Consider the following 20,589-nt stretch of genomic DNA (forward strand, 5'->3'; position numbering starts at 1 on the left):
CTTATATAGAAAAAAGTCAATTGAGGCTAATTGTAATACCTCAATTGACTTTTTGTTGTTTACAAATATTTCTTAGCGACTTCAATATCGCCAGCATAGTTATCACGTTTCCCATTTACGATTTGGAAAGCATCAGCACCTTTACCGGCAATAACCACAGCGTCTTTGGAGTCTGTAGTCTCAGACATTGCTGTTTTGATTGCTTCTTCTCGATCAACAATGATACGTACCTCACGGTTGATGTGACTGGCAATTTCTTGACAGATAGCAAGAGGATCCTCCTTGTTAGGATCGTCGGCTGTTAGGAAGACATCAACATCAGGGTAGGTATTGAGGACATGTCCGAAGTCTTTACGACGACTTTCACCTTTATTTCCAGGAGCCCCTAGAATTAGGCTAATATGGCCATCTTGATGGCTAGTTACGACTTGTAAGAGCTTATCTAGGCTATCTCCATTGTGAGCATAGTCCACAAAAACCTTGGCACCTTTAGTTTGTGTAAGAACCTCCATACGCCCTGGAACAGAGGTCTGAGCAATCCCTCCTTTGATGTCTTGAAGGCTAGCTCCAAGACGTAGGCAGGCTAGACCTGCAGCCATAGCATTGTCCTGGTTAAAATCACCGATAAGTTGGATATCATAGTCGCCGGCTAATTTCCCACTTGCCTTAAAGCTAAAACCTGAGCCATGTTTAACAGCATTGTCGGAGTTTTTACCATAGAAGTCATGCTCTTTATCCGCAACTTCCTCAGCGACAAGAGCAAAGTGATCCATACCGCTATTGACGATAACAACTCGACTGTTTTCCAAGAGAAGACGCTTATGGTAGAAGTAGTCTTCAAAGGTTGGATGTTCAATAGGTCCAATATGGTCTGGGCTGATGTTAAGAAAGACACCTACATCAAAAGTCAGTCCATAGACACGCTTAGTCAGATAGGCTTGACTTGAGACTTCCATAATCAGATGGGTCATGTCATTATCAACAGCTTCAGCCATCATACGGAAAAGGTCCAAACTCTCAGGTGTTGTTAAGGTAGACTTGAAGAAGTTTTTTCCGTCTAGTGTCGTGTTCATGGTTGAAAGCATAGCAGGTTTATGACTTTGCTTGAGAATATTGAAGGCAAAGTAGGCTGCTGTTGTTTTCCCTTTTGTCCCAGTAAAAGCCAGCAATTTTAGTTTGTCTTGGGGGTATTGGTAGAAGGCCTGAGCAACGAGGCTCATAGCCTGCTTGATATCTGTTACGATAATGACAGGAATTCCCACTTGATAATCTTTTTCAGCCACGTAGAAACTCAAGCCAGCTTTGACAGCATTCTCTAAAAATTCAGGCTTGAAAGCAGCTCCTTTGGCAAAAAAGAGGGAAGATGGTGTGACATCACGACTGTCGTAAGAAAGATGATCAAAAGTCACTCCAGTCCATGAATAGTAGTAGTTGTCTTGGTCAATAATATCTCGAAAATTACGGTCCTTTTTGAGAACCTCTAGAACTTGTTCAATAGTAATCATAGTTCCTATTTTAGCCTTAATGTTCTTGTTTTACAAGTCACAGCCAAAAGTTTATAATAAACTAGATTATATTTTATTCTTTAGAAAGAAAATTATGACTGAAACAAAAACTGACACACAGCAGCAGCAGATGCTAAGAGGGACGGCGTGGATGACAGCATCCAATATTATCAGTCGTCTATTAGGGGCACTTTACATTATTCCTTGGTATGCTTGGATGGGTAAACAGGGCGACCAAGCCAATGCCCTCTTTGGTCAAGGGTATAACATTTATGCCCTTTTCCTTTTGATTTCTACAGCAGGGATTCCAGTCGCAATTGCCAAACAGGTGTCTAAATACAACACTCTTGGAAAGATGGAGACGAGTTTCTTCTTACTCAAGCGTATCTTGTATTACATGATTGGTCTCGGACTGATCTTTGGCGTTTTCATGTACTTTGCTTCGCCGTGGATGTCTTACCTTTCTGGGGGAGACGAGGATCTGGTTCGCGTAATGCGTAGTCTCTCTTGGGCAGTTGTTATTTTCCCATCTATGTCTGTTTTACGAGGTTTTTTCCAAGGCTTTAACAACATGAAGCCTTATGCCTTAAGTCAGATTGCGGAGCAGATTATCCGTGTTATTTGGATGCTGTTGGCGACCTTCTTCATCATGAAAATTGGGACAGGCGATTATGTGACAGCAGTTGTCCAATCGACTTTTGCCGCTTTCATCGGTATGTTGGCTAGTTATGGGGTGCTTTTCTTCTACCTTTGGAAGGAGGGCAAGCTCAAGAGTCTTTTTGGCAAGCAGGCTGTTCATCCAGATATCAATCCGACTGCAATTGTTATTGAAACCTTTAAGGAAGCCATTCCTTTCATTATCACTGGGTCAGCGGTTCAACTTTTCCAGTTGATTGATCAATGGACCTTTATCCGTACTATGGAGAAGTTTACAAGCTATAGTAACAGTCAGCTTCAGGTTCTCTATGCTTACTTGTCTTCAAACCCAAGTAAGATTACTATGATTTTGATTGCTGTAGCTATCTCCATTGCTGGGGTTGGGATTCCACTCTTAACGGAAAATATGGTTAAGAAGGATCTTAGGGGAGCGGCTAAACTGATTATCAATAACCTACAGTTGCTTTTGCTCTTTATTGTACCTGCCATTGCAGGATCAGTGATTCTGGCTAAACCACTCTACACGGTTTTTTACGGGGCACCAGATAGCCAGGCCCACTTGCTCTTTGTAGCCAGTCTGATTCAAGTTATTTTCTTGGCCTTGTATAGCGTTTTAGCACCTATGCTTCAGGCAATCTTTGAAACCCGTAAAGCTATCAACTATTTTGCGATTGGGGTTTTAGTTAAGGGGATCTTACAGTTACCATTGATTATTTTCCTAGGAGCTCTTGGACCAGTTATTTCAACAGCCATCGGCTTAGGTGTTCCAATTGCTCTGATGTATAATCGCCTCCACACTGTTACGCACTTTAGTCGTAAGACATTGTTTAGAAAAGCCTTACTCATCTGTATCCTTACAGTGCTCATGGCTATTCCAGTTGCAGTCTTCTATGGGGTGTTCCAGTTTGTACTTTTACCAACAAGCCGTGTGGGCAGTGTGATTTACTTGATCATTGGAGGAGGCCTTGGAATTGGTGTCTATGGCGTTCTTGCACTTGTAACTCGTATGGCTGACCAATTGCTTGGCACCCGAGCAGCTAGCCTACGTGCTAAATTACATATTAAATAAGATTTAAACCAAGTCGTGTGGCTTGGTTTTTTCTTATCAACATTTTCTGAAAAAGGAGTATAATAGGGGTGAAAAAATGAAATCGTTTTAATGATTTAGAATCGAGGAAAGAACTATGACTGATTCTAGACAAGAAAAGATAAAATTAGGGACCTATCCTCCTGAACAAGTTTACCAAGTCTTGCAGACAAGCCGTCAAGGTTTGAGCTCACAAGAGGTTAAGGAGAGGCAGGCGACTTATGGACCTAACCAATTGAAGGAAAGTAAGAAGGAGCCTATCTGGCTGGTCTTTTTCAGACATTTTACCAGTCTCATGGCACTCTTATTGTGGGTCGGTGGCTTTATCGCTATGCTTTCTCATAGCTTAGAGTTGGGGATTGCAATTTGGTTGGTCAACATTATTAATGGTCTCTTTAGCTTTATTCAAGAATATAGAGCAAGTCAGGCTACGGCAGCTCTTAACAAGCTTCTTCCATCCTATGCGCGAGTTCTTCGTGATGGTAAGGAGGACAAGATTCTAGCTCAAGACTTGGTGCCAGGTGACTTGGTTTTCATTGAAGAAGGAGACCGTATTTCTGCAGACGGACGCTTGGTCGCTGTGACAGATTTGCAGGTTAATCAATCGGCCCTCACTGGTGAGTCTAATCCTATTTATAAGTCAGATCAAGCAGATTTGACTCCCGACAAGACTGAGTTAGAATATGACAATATGGTATTTGCAGGGACGACAGTCTCTTCTGGCTCTGGACATTTTATAGTATCTGCTATCGGTATGAAAACTGAGTTTGGACAGATTGCGGATTTGACACAGAATCTTTCTCAGGAAAAGAGTCCTCTTCAGAAAGAATTAGACCATTTGACTAAACAGATTTCGGTTATCGCAGTATCTGTAGGTCTCTTCTTTATGGTGGCAGCGACTCTATTTGTCCATCAGCCTTTGTCTCAAGCCTTTATTTTTGCATTGGGGATGATTGTGGCCTTTATTCCAGAGGGACTTCTTCCCACAGTTACTCTCTCTCTAGCCATGGCCGTTCAGCGTATGGCTAAGGATCATGCTTTGGTTAAGAAGTTGTCTTCGGTAGAGACACTCGGAGCAACCTCTGTTATTTGTTCGGATAAAACAGGGACTTTGACGCAAAATGCTATGACGGTTAACCACCTGTGGACCTTGTCAGACAGTTATGGGGTAACTGGGCTAGGTTACGCACCGGAAGGGCAGATTGAGCAGGGAGGACAACCTGTTTCTCTTGAAGAAAATGAGCTTCTTAATCGTTTGGTCCGATTCTCTCATTTGGCTAGTAATGCTCAAGTTGTGGCTCCTAGTGCTGATAATCCCAATTTTACAATTTTAGGTGATCCAACTGAGGCTTGTCTTAATGTTCTCGCCGAAAAAGCCGGAATTAATTTAAATGACAATCACACTTGGGCCCCTCGTATCAAGGAGATTCCCTTTGATTCTGATCGTAAACGGATGACGACAGTGCATAAGCTTGAAGCAGGATTGGATGGCAGTCATCATATCTCTATCACCAAAGGTGCTCCTAAAGAAGTGATGGAGCTTTGCTCGGACTACTATGATAATCAAGGGATGATTGTATCATTGACGGCTACAGAGCGTCAGGCTATCCTTGCGGCTAACGACCAGTTTGCTCGCGATGGTTTACGTGTTTTAGCAGTGGCCTATAGACCTTTAGACAGTGAGCATGTTGGAGAAGACAAGTGGGACATGCAGACCTTGGAGGACAATATGGTCTTTCTAGGCTTGGTTGCCATGAGTGATCCGCCACGTCAGGGTGTGCGTAAAGCCATTGAAAAATGCCATAGAGCTAGTATTCGTATTATCATGGTGACAGGTGATTATGGTTTGACAGCTCTTAGCATTGCCAAGAAAATCGGAATTGTACAAGGGGACGATGCACGTGTTGTTTCAGGCCTTGAACTGGCAGACATGGATGACAATCAGCTTAAAGAAGCTCTTAAAGGCGAAATCGTTTTTGCTCGTGTAGCACCTGAACAAAAATACCGTGTGGTCAATGCCCTTCAAGAACTTGGCGAAGTTGTCGCTGTTACTGGTGATGGTGTTAATGATGCTCCTGCCCTTAAAAAAGCTGATATCGGTGTAGCTATGGGGCTATCAGGAACTGATGTTGCCAAGGAATCTGCCGATATGATTTTAACAGATGATCATTTTGCTTCTATTGTTCATGCTGTCGAAGAAGGTCGTGCGGTTTATAGAAATATTCAAAAATTCCTGACTTATATTTTTAATTCCAACACGCCAGAAGCCGTACCCTCTGCTTTCTTCTTGTTCTCTTTGGGACGCATACCTCTTCCCTTAACGGTTATGCAAATCCTAGCCATCGACCTGGGAACAGATATGATGCCTGCTTTGGGGCTAGGGGTTGAACCGCCTGAAGAGGGCGTTATGGACAGACCACCAAGACGTCTTTCAGATCGCTTGCTCAATCGACAATTGTTGATTAAGGCTTTTGTCTGGTATGGACTGATTGAAGCAGCCTTAGCTATGGGGGCTTTCTTCCTTAATTATTGGGTTAATCAAGGTAACTTAAACCATTTGGCCAGCTCAGGTCCTCTCTATCGAGAGGCAACTACCATGACCTTAGGAGCTATTATCTTTACCCAAATTGGTATGGCTATGAATAGTCGTAAAGGTAGAGGGTCTATATTCCAAGTTAAACCATTTGCTAATCGGATTATTAGCTTAGGGGTTGTTTTAGAAATTGTTCTCTTTATCATCCTGTCTTACGTGCCTTTCTTCCACACGCTATTTAACACTGCACCTATTGGACTTGATGATTGGCTCTATTTACTTGCTTGTCCGTTTGTTATTATGGCTTTGGAAGAAATCAGATATCGCTTATTTGATAAAAAGTAAGTCGGTGGCTTACCTCAGATTGAAGCAAGACTTTTAAATCATTTCTTAGTGCTTGAAACTATGATGTTTCAGGCACTTTTTGATGCTTGAAAACCTACTTTTGACAATCTCAAAAATTGGGCTTATTTTAAATTATAGTCAGCATCTATCTGTCTTTTTAGGTTATAGAAATAAACTATAACTAACTATCAAGAATCCGTATGATGAACTTACCATTATTTTCAGAAAATAGTGATAAAATAGAGGTCATAGATATGGAGTATATCCACTTTACCATGTAGAAAGGGCGCATTATGACACAAGAATATCAATTAGAAACCATTTTGGCACACGCAGGAATCAATTCGGATGAAGCAACAGGAGCCTTGGCTTCACCAATTCATTTTTCAACAACTTACCAACATCCAGAATTTGGCCATTCTACTGGTTTTGACTATACACGAACTAAAAATCCAACACGCGCAACAGTGGAAAAAACACTTGCAGCTATTGAAAAAGCAGATTATGCTATTGCGACAAGTTCAGGGATGAGCGCCATTGTTTTGGCCTTTGAAATTTTCCCAGTAGGTAGCAAGGTTGTAGCTGCGCGTGACCTTTACGGAGGTTCTTTCCGTTGGTTTAATGACAAGGAAAAAGAAGGGCGTTTCTTTTTTGAATACACAAATACAGAAGATGAGATGATTGCGGCTATCACAGAAGATACCGATATTGTCTACATCGAAACACCGACAAACCCACTTATGATTGAGTTTGATATTGAAAAAGTGGCCAAAATTGCTCATGACAAGGGTGCGGTGGTTATTGTTGATAATACTTTCTATAGCCCAATCTATCAAACCCCGATTACTCAAGGTGCTGATATCGTTGTACATTCAGCTACTAAATACCTATCAGGGCATAATGATGTTTTGGCTGGTGTTGTTGTGACTAGTAACCAAGAATTCTACGATAAACTTTATTATAACCTCAATACGACTGGTCCTACCTTGTCACCATTTGATAGCTATATGCTTATGCGTGGTCTTAAGACCTTAAAACTTCGTATGGAGGCATCGACAGCCAATGCTCAAGAAGTTGTAGCTTTCTTAGAAAAGTCACCAGCTGTTAAGGAAGTTCTCTATCCAGGCAAGGGTGGTATGATTTCCTTCAAAGTGGCTAATCAAGACAAGATTCCAACCATTATCAATTCCCTAAAGGTCTTTACCTTTGCGGAGAGCCTAGGTGGTGTTGAAAGCTTGATTACCTACCCAACGACACAAACCCACGCAGATATTCCAGGTGATGTGCGTGCTTCCTATGGTTTGACAGACGACTTGCTTCGTCTTTCAATTGGTATTGAAGCAGCACAAGATTTGATTGCTGACTTGGAAAATGCCCTTAGTCTTTAAGGAGTTATCTATGACACGTTATGATTTTACAACACAACCAAATCGCTTGGATCAAAATACCATGAAATGGCACGAAGCCGAAAGCAATCCAGAACTACTTGAGCTTTGGGTTGCCGATATGGACTTCCTACCTGTTCCTGAGATTAGGGATGCAGTTATCAACTATGCTGAGACACATATTTTTGGTTATCCTTATCCAAGTGAAGAGCTTTATCAGTCCATCATTAATTGGGAAAAAAACCAACACGGTTACGTCGTTGATAAAGAGAGTATTGTTCTCATTGAAGGTGTTGTTCCAGCCATTTCAACGGCTATTCAAGCCTTTACCAAAGAAGGTGATGCTGTTCTCATCAACACACCAGTTTATCCGCCTTTTGCTCGTTCTGTCCGTTTGAATAATCGTCGGTTGATTGAAAATAGTCTTGTTAAGGTTAATGGGCATTTCGAAATTGATTTTGAACAATTGGAACGTGATATCGTCGAGAATGATGTTAAACTTTATGTTTTCTGTAGCCCACATAACCCAGGTGGGCGTGTCTGGACCAAAGAGGAATTGACTAAGGTGGCAGATTTGTGTCAGAAATATGGTGTCCTCTTGGTATCTGATGAGATCCACCAAGACTTAGCCCTATATGGGAATAAGCACATCTCTATGAATACCATTTCAGATGCTTACAAGGACTTTACCTTGGTGCTTAGTTCGGCTACTAAAACCTTTAATATTGCTGGTACCAAAAACAGTTTTACTATCATTGAAAATGAGGACTTACGTAAAGCCTTTAAACAAAAGCAATTGGCAAATAATCAACATGAAATTCCAACCATTGGTTTGATTACCACCCAAGCAGCTCTGACCTATGGGCAACCTTGGTTAGAGGAATTGAAGACTGTCTTTGAAACTAATATTGACCTTTTAACCAAGGAACTTAGTGAAAAGACTGATATCAAAGTCATGAAACCTGAGGGAACTTACTTGGTTTGGCTTGATTTTTCAGCTTATGATCAAGACCATAATGAACTTGGACGTTTGCTTAAAGAAGAAGCCAAGGTAGTGCTAAATGACGGTATTACTTTTGGTTCCGAAGGAGAAAAGCATTTCCGCTTTAACGTAGCTACGCCAACTACAGTTGTTGCAGAAGGGGTTAAACGTCTCGTTTCTGTCTTTGGAAAATAATAAAAGTGATGCAAACAGCATCACTTCAGATTGAAGACAAAGTCCTCAGAAGTTATACTTCTGGGGATTTTTCTTGCTTTGAAGGAGTATAATAAAAGAAAAAGGTATTTGATGAGGTGTTCCTATGTTTCACAAAGAAAACCCTGAGTACAATCGACGTCAAGTAGGATTCTATACGCTTGATGAACTTGTCCCTAAAGACCATTTTCTAAGAAAAGTTGAGGAAACGATTGATTTTTCTTTTATTTATGATCTTGTCGAGGATAGTTATTCCTCCGATAATGGTCGTCCTAGTCTAGACCCTGTTTTATTAGTTAAGATTCCGTTGATTCAATGTTTTTATGGCATTCGTTCTATGCGCCAAACCATCAAGGATATTGAGGTGAATACAGCTTACCGTTGGTTTCTTGGCTTATCTCTGGACGATAAGGTACCACATTTTACAACTTACGGTAAGAACTCTAGCCGACGCTTTGAAAATAAGGAAGTGTTAGCACACATTTTTAGTCATGTGCTTCATCATGTTTTGGAAGCAGGGCTCATTGATCCCTCAGAAATCTTCATTGATGGGACCCATATCAAGGCAGCTGCTAATAATCATAAGTACAAAAATGTTGTTATTGATCAAAAAGCTAAATTCATGAGTGAACAACTGGAGATTGAGATTAATTTAGACAGGAGAAAGCATGCAAAAAAGTTCTTAAAGCCCGCCAAAAAAGGCGAGGCTAAACCTAAGAAACAATCAACGACAGATCCAGACAGTGGTTGGTTTCACAAGGGAGAGCACAAGGAAGTCTTCGCTTATAATGCTCAGGTAGCTTGTGATAAACATGGTTGGGCCTTGGCTTATACAGTTGAAGCAGGTAACATCCATGATAGTCAGGCCTTCCCTGCTCTTTTTGCTAAGCTAGAACCCTTCTCACCTGAATTCATTATTGCGGATTCAGGCTATAAAACACCTAGTATTGCCAAGTTTCTTCTAGAAAAAGGGATGACACCAGTTTTCCCTTACACTAGACCAAGAGGTAAGAAAGATTTTTTACGTCCAAAAGACTTTGTCTATGACGAACATTTTGACTGCTATCTTTGTCCAGAGAACCAGATATTAACTTATCGTACAACGACATGTGAAGGTTATCGAGAGTATAAAAGTAATCCTAAAATTTGTAAGACCTGTCCCTTGTTAGCCATTTGTACAGAAAGTCGCCAGCACCAAAAAATTATTGTGCGTCATATTTGGAAAGATGCCCTAGAAGTCTGTGAAGATATTCGCCATCAAAGTGGGATGAAGGAACTGTACCAACACCGGAAAGAAACGATAGAACGGTTATTCGGAACAGCTAAAGAATACCACAACTTACGTTATACCAGAGAAAAAGGAAAGTCCAAAATGGAAGCTAAGGTTGGGCTTACTTTAGCGTGCCTAAATATCAAAAAATTAGTAAAAATGATGACAGGAAAGACCTCTTATTTTACCCAAATATCTCAATATTATTGGATTATAGGAGAATTAGGTAAGAATATAAAAAAGACAAACATCAAGAACGATGTTTGTCTTCATTCTGAAGTGATGCAAACAGCATCACTTTTATTATTGTTATGAGTGTACATCGTAGATTTTCAAGTTGAGTAGAAGATCTTCCTGAGTGGAGAAGACCTTGACATCCTGCTTGCCAGAGGTATTAAATCTGGCTAGAGTGTAGGTTTGGCCATTGGGGAAGAAAATTTCCAAGCTACGATTGTCTGTAATAAGCGTTATAGTGATATTATCAGTTTCCTTATAGTGACTGTCAGCTTGATAACCTTGAACGTTACCCAAGAGACCATCGTAATAGTAAGAAGAGGCAGTTTGACTACCATCCATGCTGTTGTTCAGTTCAGCAGCATAGGTAGAGACCTGATAGGTACCACTTGTTATTTGATAGGCGATTTTAACGTAATCAGAGCCTTGCCAGATATCAATGTAGATATAGCCTCCTTCTTTCTTAATATTTGAAAAATGCAGTTGGTAATACCCTGAACTATTTTTTCCAGCAAGGTCAAGAAGGCCATTAGCATTTTGATTGTGACTTTTATCAATCCAAGGTTTTCTATTGTCACTGGTGAGTGGTCTTTGACTCGAAATGTTGCCGTTTTGATTTTTGAGGGTTAATTGTTCATTTTTATAGAGGGGAGCAGACTGAATAATACCGTCTTTATCCAGTTGTAGCTTTCTGGGTGTAGCGTAAAATCCGATAGTTTTTAGAAAATCACTCTTGGCCTCTTGGTCACTGTGAATGCCTGACGTGAAGTAGTTCCAATTACCAACCCAGCCAAGACTGATAAGGTTATGGTTGCTTTCTTCAATTCGATCGCTTCCAGTGAAGTTAGCGCCATAATAGTCTGAGCCTTGATCTAAGCGTTTTGTTTCTGTATCTACAATAAATAAGCCGTTACCATCTAAATGCCCTACAGTATAGTAGGTTCCAGTTGTTTCGCCTGAAGCTGTATCCTTAGCTCCAAAAAAGAGAACTTGCTTTTCCTGACCGTCAGTTGTTGTCATTGTTTTGAGAATGGGACACTCGATAGGAGCGTTGTCCTGCCAGTTACGCCCCTTAAAAAATGTTTCGGGTAGGATTTTGGAGTCTCCCTTGCTATCTGCTTTGGTCCAGTTGATACCATCTTGAGATTGATAAACACCTAAGGCGTCACCTTCAGCGACATACATGAGTAATTTGTCTTTGAAGTGGAAGACATAAGGATCGCGGAAATCTTTACCGTTATAGGAGTGTTCCTTTGTCAATAAAGGTTTACCATCTTTTAAAGCTTTAGTAAAGCTAGCTCCCTTGTCGTTTGACTCACTAGCATAGATTGCCTGGCTTCCATCATCCATGAGTCCAGTAAAATAGGCGACAGGTTCTTCGTTTTGGATACCAGAAATCCCCTGACTATCTGTGACTACACTCCCTGTCCAAGCAGAATGCCATCCTTCTTTAGAGTCACCACCCTTTGCTGGTATAGCAGTCTCTTGTTTACTATAGGTGATAAAATCTTTAGTCGTTGTATGTGTCCAATCTTGACCGTTGGGTCCAAAAGGATCAGTAGCCCCATCCACAGAGTGTAGAAAATAGATATCATAGTAATTTTTTTCTTGATTCCACACGATAGTCTGTAGGTCGTTAGACCATCCTTTATGAGATGCTAGATGAAAGGTTTGACTCATAGAAACCTTATTTGTTTTTTGGGAAGGATTGTTAGCGTTCTCATTTTTTATTATAAAAACAAAAAATAAAATTAAAAAAACGAGAGCTAAAATTAGAGGTGAATATTTTGATTCCATATAGTGATATTTCCTGATAAAATTACTTATTTTGTAGTTATTATTTTAACAAAAAAATAGTTTTTTACAAAAAATATAAATTTGTCATTAAAAAAAGATTGGAATTTAGATTAAAAAATGATAGAATAAAACATGTGAAAACCTAAAAGGAGAGTTTAATATGGATAGTACAGTTAATTCACAGTCAAATACAGTAGCACCAAAGCAAGCAGAGTGCAAAAAGATGCGTTATAGCATCCGTAAGGTTGCCACAGTAGGGGCAACATCAGCGCTCGTTGGTACCTTGGCATTTTTGGGTGCCACTCAGGTAAAAGCTGATCAAGTTACAGAAACAGCACCAGCGGTAGCTACTGCGACAGCAACACCAGAAACAAGCACAGCATCTCTAACGGTAGCCAGTGAAACAGCAACAAGTGTGGCAACTTCAGAAGCAGTTGAATCTTCAGTTGCACATTCAGAGGTTGCAACTACACCAGTTACAGAGACACAACCAAGCAACACAACTCCATCAGTAGTCGAAGAAAAGGCGTCTAGCACAGTAGTGACATCTTCATCAGATGCAACAACACCTTCATCAACAGTTGCTGCGGTTTCTGCTCCAGCTCATACATCAGAGGCTGCAGTAGAAGCACCAACTTCAACAGCAAGCTCAGAAACAGCTGATACACACACTGAAGTAGCCCTTAAACCTACTGAAAACAGCGCTGCTAATGCAAACCTTAGCAAACTTAATGGTCGTATCAAGTCTATTGTTGAAGATAATATGACCTCAGATCAAATCGTTGCCTTGACTGAGGAAGAAATTAAAGCACTTAATAAAGTTGACTTTAGTGATGATGCAATCAAGGGTACAGGTACTAGCTTGACTTACCGTAACTTGAAAGATATCGTTGCTAGCTTCTTGAAGCAAGACAGCAAATTGGCAGTTCCTTACTTTAAAGCAGATACAATCATCAATATGCCTGCTTTCAACACTGTTGATGCCCAAACGATGAAAAAAGAAGAAATCGACGTTTGGGATTCTTGGCCAGTCCAAGATGCTAAGTCAGGTGTAGTTAGCAACTGGAATGGTTACCAGTTGGTTATTTCAATGGCCGGTGCACCAAATAAAAATTCAAACCACATTTACTTGCTCTATAGAAAATATGGGGATAATGACTTTACTCATTGGAAAAATGCGGGTCCAATCTTTGGTTACAATGCCCTTGAAGATGACCAACAATGGTCAGGTTCAGCGACTGTTAACTCTGATGGTAGTATCCAACTTTATTACACTAAGAATGATACTAGTGGTGGTAAATTAAACTGGCAACAATTGGCTAGTGCTACACTTAACTTGGCTGTTGAAAACGACGAAGTTGTTATCAAGTCAGTTGAAAATGACCACATTCTCTTTGGTGGAGATAATTATCACTATCAAAGCTATCCTAAATTTATGAGTACTTTTGATGATGACCATAACCATGATGGTAATCCAGACCGTACGGATAACTACTGTCTTCGTGACCCACACATCATTGAAGATAACGGTAGCCGTTACCTTATTTTTGAATCAAATACAGGTGACGAAAACTACCAAGGCGAAAAACAAATTTACAAATGGTCAAACTATGGAGGAGATGACGCCTTTAACCTTAAGTCATTCCTCAATATTGTTAATAATAAACACCTTTACAACCTTGCATCATGGGCAAATGGTTCTATCGGTATCTTGAAACTTGATGATAATGAGAAAAATCCATCTGTAGCTGAACTTTACACACCGCTTGTCACTAGCCACATGGTTACTGATGAAGTAGAACGTCCAAGTGTTGTTAAGATGGGTGGCAAGTATTACCTCTTCACTGCTTCACGTATCAACAAATCTACGGATGCTGAAGGTACTGTAGCAGCGCGTGAAGCTGTCGGTGATGACGTTGTCATGCTTGGATTCGTATCAGACAGCCTCCGTGGGAAATACCGTCCACTTAACGGCTCAGGTGTGGTCTTGACAGCCTCTGTTCCAGCTGACTGGCGTACATCTACCTATTCTTACTATGCGGTTCCTGTTGAAGGATCATCAGATACTCTCTTGGTTACTTCTTACATGACTAACCGCGGTGGTATTGCTGGTGCTGAGAATAAATCAACATGGGCTCCAAGCTTCCTCATCAAGATGAATGCAGATGATACTACAGAAGTTCTTCCTAAGATGACCAACCAAGGGGACTGGATTTGGGATAAATCTAGTGAAAGCTTGGTACACGTGGCCGATCAAAACAGTGCTAAATTGCCAAATGAGGACTATAACGTAGATTATTATGCAGTGTCAGATTATGGTCTTAAACCACATACTTATCCTACAGTTGATGGTTCACCGGGCGTTTCTGAAGCTCGCGGTGTCTTAACTGTAACTGTTAAAGATGGTGAAGACAAGAAATCAGATAAATCAGAAACACCAGTAAATCCAACAGAAGGTAATCATTCTGTTGATGATAAGTCTAACAAACCAGATACACCTTCTAAACCAGCAGACAATAATCAACCATCAACTAATAAAGAAGATAAACCAGCAACGCCGACGAATCCAGATTCTCCAGTTCGTAATCCGTTCCCTTATTTCACAGACCGCCCATCTAATGATAATAATTCATCAGATGATCATCATGTAGAGGTTCCTGCGAAACCTTCAACAGAGAGTTCTGTGGGTGACCGTCGTCCAGTAGCTCAAGCTACAGAGATTGCGTCACCAGTACCAGAGGCTATTGTAGCAACTGGACCAACTGTTTCAACGACTCCTGTTAAAGAAGAGTCTGTCACTGAAACAGAAGCTCCAAAACCAGCTAAGTCTGAAGAGGAAGTTCAGTCTCACGGAGTCGCTAAAGCTGATGAAGTAACTAAGTCTGATGAGTCAAGTAAAGACAACAATACTAAAGTTGCTGCCAAACTTGCTACGACTCCTAAGACACCAAGTGATTCAGAAGGTTCAAAGAGCAACATTCTTTCAATCTTGGCGACTATCTTTGCAGCAATTGCAAGTCTAGCTCTTCTTGGCTATGGTTTGGTCACAGGAAAGATTCATTTGCCTAAAAAATAATCCTTTTCAAAAACGTTTGCAGTAAAGCAAGCGTTTTTTTTGCCTTTTTGATATAATGGAGTGAATATAAAGCAAAGGAAGAAACTATTATGGGTAAATTTCAAGTTATTTCACATCCACTGATTCAACATAAACTTTCAATCCTCCGTCGTGAGGATACTTCTACTAAGGACTTCCGTGAGCTAGTTAATGAAATTGCTATGCTCATGGGTTACGAAGTGTCTCGTGACCTTCCTCTCGAAGAGGTTGAAATTCAAACACCAATTACTAAAACTGTACAAAAACAACTTTCTGGTAAGAAATTGGCGATTGTTCCAATTCTTCGTGCGGGTATTGGTATGGTCGATGGTTTCCTTAGCCTTGTACCAGCAGCTAAAGTTGGTCATATTGGTATGTATCGTGACGAGGAAACTCTTGAGCCAGTTGAGTACTTAGTTAAATTACCAGAAGACATTGATCAACGTCAGATCTTTGTAGTAGATCCAATGCTTGCGACTGGTGGTTCAGCAATCTTGGCAGTAGACTCACTTAAAAAACGTGGTGCAGCTAATATCAAGTTTGTTTGCTTGGTTGCAGCACCAGAAGGTGTCAAAAAATTGCAAGATGCTCACCCAGATATTGATATCTACACAGCATCATTGGATGAGAAACTTAATGAAAACGGTTATATTGTTCCAGGTCTTGGAGATGCAGGTGACCGTCTCTTTGGTACAAAATAAGTTGAAAAGGGAAAATTTCCCTTTTTTTACTAGATTAATAAGTTTTAAGTGAAATTGTTATAGAAGAGTTTAGCACTCTTTTAGAAAGAGTGCTAAGAATGATGTTTTTTATTTGACCTAATTTGACTAAAATCATATAATAGCATCAAGACAATATTAAAAGGAGGATTCATATGATTCCTGTAGTAATTGAACAAACATCACGCGGTGAGCGTTCTTATGATATTTACTCGCGTTTGCTCAAGGATCGTATCATCATGTTAACAGGTCCTGTTGAAGATAATATGGCAAACTCAATTATCGCCCAACTCTTGTTCTTGGATGCTCAAGACAATACAAAAGATATCTATCTTTATGTTAATACACCAGGTGGATCCGTTTCGGCAGGTCTTGCCATTGTTGATACAATGAACTTCATCAAGTCTGATGTTCAGACTATCGTTATGGGGATGGCAGCATCTATGGGAACAATTATCGCTTCAAGCGGTACCAAAGGTAAACGTTTCATGTTGCCAAATGCAGAGTACATGATTCACCAACCAATGGGTGGTACTGGTGGCGGTACGCAACAAACAGACATGGCTATCGCAGCTGAACACTTGCTCAAGACACGTAATAACTTGGAGCAAATCTTAGCAGATAATTCTGGACAACCAATTGAAAAGGTTCATGTAGACGCTGAACGTGACAATTGGATGAGTGCTCAAGAAACGCTTGAATATGGTTTCATCGATGAAATCATGGCTAATAACCAATTAAAATAAATTGAGCTTGTCTTAAACAAAAGTCAGATGCAAATCGGTTGTATAAGGACCGTTTCATCTGGCTTTTTGTGTTATAATAGAAAACATGTTAATAATCAATGAGGAGTTGCTTGCGATTGATCAAGCTATAGAGTGTCTTGTTTCGTGTTTTATAAAGCTACCTGAGATAGAGAATTACCGTTTAAAACGCCAGAAATTCGAAAATGACAGAGAACTTCAAGAGCAACTCTTTGCATTTCAAGAATTAAAAGATAGCTATGATGCTGCTAAGGCGTATGAGGCTTTTAGACCAGATGTGAGAGAGTTGAAACGTCAGGTTTTGCGAATGAAGCGCCAAATTGATTTAAACGAGGTGGTTATTGGCTATCGTCGGGCAGAGTTCGATTTACAGACTATTTTAGCCAATCTTGGTGAGGAGATTGCCCAAGCTGTTTCAGACCAGATTTTTATTGATACTGGGCTACCTCTTGCCCCTCATAAACCACATCATAAAAAGGGAGACACTAACATAAAGGAGAAGATGAGTCATGATTAAGCGTCAAGGCATTATTGTTTATTTATACTACAATAGAGACTTACGTAAAATTGCCAAGTTTGGGGATGTTGTCTACCATTCTTATAAGATGCGTTATGTGCACCTTTATGTAGATGAGGACAAGGTCGAGGATATTTTGAAAGAGCTCGATGGAATGAAAGCAGTGAAAAAAGTTCTGCCTTCTTACTATTCTGATATTGATATGGACTTTGTAGGTAGTCTGGAACGTTTCGACACCTCAGTCCCTGAACCGTTTAAGAACTTTTCTCTTTAATAAGAGAAAAGTTTTTTTCTTTTTAAAGAGTTATTCTTAAAGTAATGGAAACGATTACTGCCGCTAAAGCTTAGTTATGTGTAGTTGACAATTGTCTGATAATTCTGTAAGCTATAAGGTGGACTTTTTTAAGAAAATATTAAGGAGAAATCTTATGTCTAAAAAGATCACACTTATTGTGTTAGCCTTTTTTGCTTCCATTTTCTTGGTTGCCTGTGGCAAGTCACCAGATGTGACTGCTAATGCCAATGGTACTAAGATTGGCGATACCATCAAAATTGGTGTTAACATGGAGTTGACAGGTGCCGTTGCAGCCTATGGTAAGGCGGAGCAGAATGGTATTAAGTTGGCTGTTGACGAAATTAACAAAGCTGGTGGCGTCGATGGCAAAAAGCTTGAGCTTGTCACAAAAGATAATAAATCTGAAAATGCTGAAGCTTCAACATCTTCAACGAACTTGGCTATTCAGAGTAATGTAAATGCTATCGTTGGTCCAGCGACATCAGGTGCTGTTGCTGCGGCTAGCCTCGTATCACAAAAAACAGGGGTTCCTTTGCTGACACCTTCAGGTACGCAGGATGACCTTACGGTAGATGCTAATGGTACGAAGAAATTCGTTTTCCGTACAACCTTCAAGGATAGTTACCAAGGTAAAGTTTTGGCAGCTTATTCTTACAATAATTTGAATGCTAAGAAAGTAGTTCTCTACTATGATAATGCTTCAGATTATGCCAAAGGTATTGCGGATGAATTCAAGCGTGAATATAAAGGTCAAATCGTTACTGAAGCTACCTTTGCTTCAGGGGACAAGGACTATCAGTCAGCCTTGACAAAATTTAAAGACCTTGATTATGATGCTATTGTAATGCCAGGTTACTATACTGAGACTGGTATTATCACTAAACAAGCACGTGACCTTGGAATTGATAAACCAATCCTTGGACCTGACGGATTTAGTGATGCGAAATTTACTGAGCTTGCAGGTAAAAAGAATGCGTCAAACGTCTACTATGTATCAGGATATTCAACAAATGTTGCTCTTTCTGACAAGGCATCAGGTTTCATTAAAGCATATAAGAAAGCTTATAACACTGACCCAAATATGTTTGCTGCTCTAGCTTACGATTCTGTTTATATGATTGCAGAAGCATCAAAAGGTGCGAAAACATCAGTTGATATTGCCGATAACTTAGCACATTTGAAAAACTTTGTCGGGGTTACAGGTAAAATGACGATTGATAAGGATCATAACCCTATTAAAGCAGCTCTTATGGTTAAAAGAGATAATGGTGAAGAAGTTTCAGCGGAAGCCGTTGAAATTGAAAAATAATCTGTTATCTATACTAAAAATGAACTAGAAAGTTTGGTTATATATGTTTTTTGAACAACTTCCCCAACAACTAGTCAATGGTATCATCTTGGGTAGTATCTATGCCCTACTTGCCCTTGGATATACCATGGTTTATGGGATTATCAAATTGATTAACTTTGCTCATGGAGACATCTATATGATGGGTGCCTTCGTTGGTTACTATGCGATTAATAGCCTCGGAATGAATTTCTGGGTTGCCCTTGTCTTTGCTATGCTTGTCTGTGCGATTTTAGGGGTTGTCATTGAGTTCTTGGCTTATCGCCCACTCCGTAATTCGACACGTATTTCTGCCTTGATTACGGCTATTGGTGTCTCATTCTTCCTTGAGTACATCATGGTTCTCTTTGTAGGTGCAGATACACGTTCATTCCCTCAAAAGATTGCAATTAAGACTTATCATCTTGGATCAATCTCTGTAACAAATGTGCAATTGCTTATCTTGGTAGTTGCCCTTGTCCTTATGGTTGCTCTTCAATTGATTGTTAAAAAGACTAAGATGGGTAAAGCTATGCGTGCCGTATCTGTAGACAGTGATGCAGCTGAATTGATGGGTATTAATGTTAATAATACTATCAGCTTCACTTTTGCTCTTGGATCATCACTAGCAGGGGCAGCGGGTGTCCTTATTGGTCTTTACTATAACTCTATCGAACCTCTTATGGGTATGACACCAGGTATTAAAGCCTTTGTTGCTGCCGTTCTTGGTGGTATCGGTATTATCCCTGGTGCAGCACTTGGTGGATTTGTTATCGGTATTTTGGAGACATTATCAACTGCAATTGGTTTGTCAAGTTACCGTGATGCCATCGTTTATGGTGTCTTGATCGTTATCCTTTTGGTTCGCCCAGCGGGTATCCTCGGTAAAAATGTGAAAGAGAAGGTGTAAGACATGAAGAAAAATCTAAAAGTAAACCTTATTTGGTTTGGTCTTATCATTGGGCTCTTCCTTATCTTGAAAGGTCTTGAACTTTCAGGTATCATGAACCTTTACTACATCCAAATCTTAATGGGGATTGGAATCTCAATCCTTATGGGACTTGGTACTAACTTGGTTCTTGGTTTCTCAGGGCAATTTACACTTGGTCAAGCTGGTTTCATGGCAATTGGTGCCTATTCATCAGCTATCATCACTGGTATGATGCCAACATATGACGGTTTCTACCTCTCAATGGTTGTCGGTGTCATCATCGCAGCTATTGTTGCCCTTATCTTTGGTCTACCTACCCTTCGTTTGAAAGGTGACTACCTTGCCATTGCAACTCTTGGTATGGCTGAAATCATCCGTATCATTATCGTTAATGGTGGTGAATTGACCAATGGTGCCGCTGGTTTGACAGGTATCCTTCCCTATACTAGTTGGCCTGTAATTTATTTCTTTGTGGTAATCATTACCATTTTGGTGCTTAATTTCTTACGTTCAGCAACTGGACGTCAAGCAATCACTCTTCGTGAAGATGAAATTGCTGCTGAGTCAATGGGTGTTAATGTCACAAAAATGAAGGTTCTTATCTTTGTTATTGGTGCCATGATTTCAGCGATTGCTGGTTCACTTTATGTCAGCTACATCGGTACAGTCGTGCCGAAAGACTTCACCATCATGAAATCAATTGATTACCTTATCATTGCCGTTCTTGGTGGTCTTGGATCAATCACAGGTACTATCATTGCCGCTGTTGTTCTTGGTATTATCAACATGTTCCTACAAAATGTTTCAAACCTTCGTATGATTATTTACGCCTTGGCTTTGATTCTTGTAATGCTCTTCCGTCCAGGTGGACTTCTTGGAACAAAAGAACTCTATCTCTCAAAATTCTTCAATAAATCTAAGGAGGGCAAATAAA

General features: G+C 40.2%; 15 protein-coding genes. 13 read left to right on the forward strand and 2 right to left on the reverse strand.

Annotated features, from left to right (window positions below; genetic code table 11):
• Window positions 1-59 precede the first annotated feature (59 nt).
• The gene (locus tag PCY16_RS04155) at window positions 60-1,505 is read right to left on the reverse strand and encodes a UDP-N-acetylmuramoyl-L-alanyl-D-glutamate--L-lysine ligase (RefSeq protein WP_195413391.1); all 1,446 of its coding nucleotides are present in this window, start codon (window positions 1,503-1,505) and stop codon (window positions 60-62) included.
• Window positions 1,506-1,599: 94 nt separating this feature from the next.
• On the opposite strand from PCY16_RS04155, the gene PCY16_RS04160 reads away from it, so the two are divergent.
• From PCY16_RS04160 to PCY16_RS04180, 5 genes are all read left to right on the forward strand, one after another.
• Window positions 1,600-3,231: a polysaccharide biosynthesis protein gene (locus PCY16_RS04160; RefSeq protein WP_195413392.1), complete on the forward strand. Its 1,632-nt coding sequence runs from the start codon at window positions 1,600-1,602 to the stop codon at window positions 3,229-3,231.
• 115 nt (window positions 3,232-3,346) lie between these two features.
• The gene (locus tag PCY16_RS04165) at window positions 3,347-6,127 is read left to right on the forward strand and encodes a cation-transporting P-type ATPase (protein WP_195413393.1); all 2,781 of its coding nucleotides are present in this window, start codon (window positions 3,347-3,349) and stop codon (window positions 6,125-6,127) included.
• A 293-nt stretch (window positions 6,128-6,420) separates the two neighbouring features.
• Window positions 6,421-7,515: a cystathionine gamma-synthase gene (locus tag PCY16_RS04170; protein WP_002890005.1), complete on the forward strand. Its 1,095-nt coding sequence runs from the start codon at window positions 6,421-6,423 to the stop codon at window positions 7,513-7,515.
• A 10-nt stretch (window positions 7,516-7,525) separates the two neighbouring features.
• Complete coding sequence (locus PCY16_RS04175) at window positions 7,526-8,689, forward strand: MalY/PatB family protein (protein WP_195413394.1); 1,164 nt, start codon at window positions 7,526-7,528, stop codon at window positions 8,687-8,689.
• A 124-nt stretch (window positions 8,690-8,813) separates the two neighbouring features.
• Window positions 8,814-10,292, forward strand: a complete 1,479-nt coding sequence (locus PCY16_RS04180; protein ID WP_195413395.1) for an IS1182 family transposase — start codon at window positions 8,814-8,816, stop codon at window positions 10,290-10,292.
• Here PCY16_RS04180 and PCY16_RS04185 read toward each other — a convergent pair.
• Window positions 10,287-11,891, reverse strand: coding sequence for a glycoside hydrolase family 32 protein (locus PCY16_RS04185; RefSeq protein ID WP_229056604.1), 1,605 nt, complete (start codon window positions 11,889-11,891; stop codon window positions 10,287-10,289). The genes PCY16_RS04180 and PCY16_RS04185 overlap by 6 nt on opposite strands.
• Window positions 11,892-12,168: 277 nt before the next feature.
• Between PCY16_RS04185 and PCY16_RS04190 the strand changes: the two genes are divergently transcribed.
• The 8 genes from PCY16_RS04190 to PCY16_RS04225 all read left to right on the forward strand — a co-directional run bounded on the left by PCY16_RS04190 (window position 12,169) and on the right by PCY16_RS04225 (window position 20,588).
• A complete protein-coding gene (locus PCY16_RS04190; protein ID WP_195413397.1) occupies window positions 12,169-15,084 on the forward strand; it encodes a glycoside hydrolase family 68 protein in 2,916 nt (971 codons plus the stop codon).
• Between the two features lie 89 nt (window positions 15,085-15,173).
• Window positions 15,174-15,803 (forward strand): uracil phosphoribosyltransferase, encoded by a 630-nt coding sequence (upp, locus tag PCY16_RS04195; RefSeq protein ID WP_002883819.1) that lies wholly within the window; start codon window positions 15,174-15,176, stop codon window positions 15,801-15,803.
• 173 nt (window positions 15,804-15,976) lie between these two features.
• Window positions 15,977-16,567 carry an ATP-dependent Clp protease proteolytic subunit gene (locus tag PCY16_RS04200; protein WP_002883818.1) on the forward strand — a complete coding sequence of 197 codons (591 nt, stop codon included), beginning with the start codon at window positions 15,977-15,979 and terminating at the stop codon, window positions 16,565-16,567.
• An 85-nt stretch (window positions 16,568-16,652) separates the two neighbouring features.
• Complete coding sequence (locus tag PCY16_RS04205; RefSeq protein WP_021143581.1) at window positions 16,653-17,102, forward strand: YlbF family regulator; 450 nt, start codon at window positions 16,653-16,655, stop codon at window positions 17,100-17,102.
• A complete protein-coding gene (locus PCY16_RS04210) occupies window positions 17,095-17,376 on the forward strand; it encodes a YlbG family protein (protein WP_195413398.1) in 282 nt (93 codons plus the stop codon). The genes PCY16_RS04205 and PCY16_RS04210 overlap by 8 nt, the downstream gene beginning before the upstream one ends.
• A gap of 154 nt (window positions 17,377-17,530) precedes the next feature.
• Window positions 17,531-18,706: an ABC transporter substrate-binding protein gene (locus tag PCY16_RS04215; protein WP_002883756.1), complete on the forward strand. Its 1,176-nt coding sequence runs from the start codon at window positions 17,531-17,533 to the stop codon at window positions 18,704-18,706.
• A gap of 43 nt (window positions 18,707-18,749) precedes the next feature.
• Complete coding sequence (locus tag PCY16_RS04220) at window positions 18,750-19,634, forward strand: branched-chain amino acid ABC transporter permease (protein WP_002883743.1); 885 nt, start codon at window positions 18,750-18,752, stop codon at window positions 19,632-19,634.
• A gap of 3 nt (window positions 19,635-19,637) precedes the next feature.
• The gene (locus PCY16_RS04225) at window positions 19,638-20,588 is read left to right on the forward strand and encodes a branched-chain amino acid ABC transporter permease (protein ID WP_002883720.1); all 951 of its coding nucleotides are present in this window, start codon (window positions 19,638-19,640) and stop codon (window positions 20,586-20,588) included.
• The last annotated feature ends 1 nt before the right edge of the window (window position 20,589 follow it).

Source organism: Streptococcus sp. SS4, from assembly GCF_030440125.1.
GTDB lineage: Bacteria > Bacillota > Bacilli > Lactobacillales > Streptococcaceae > Streptococcus.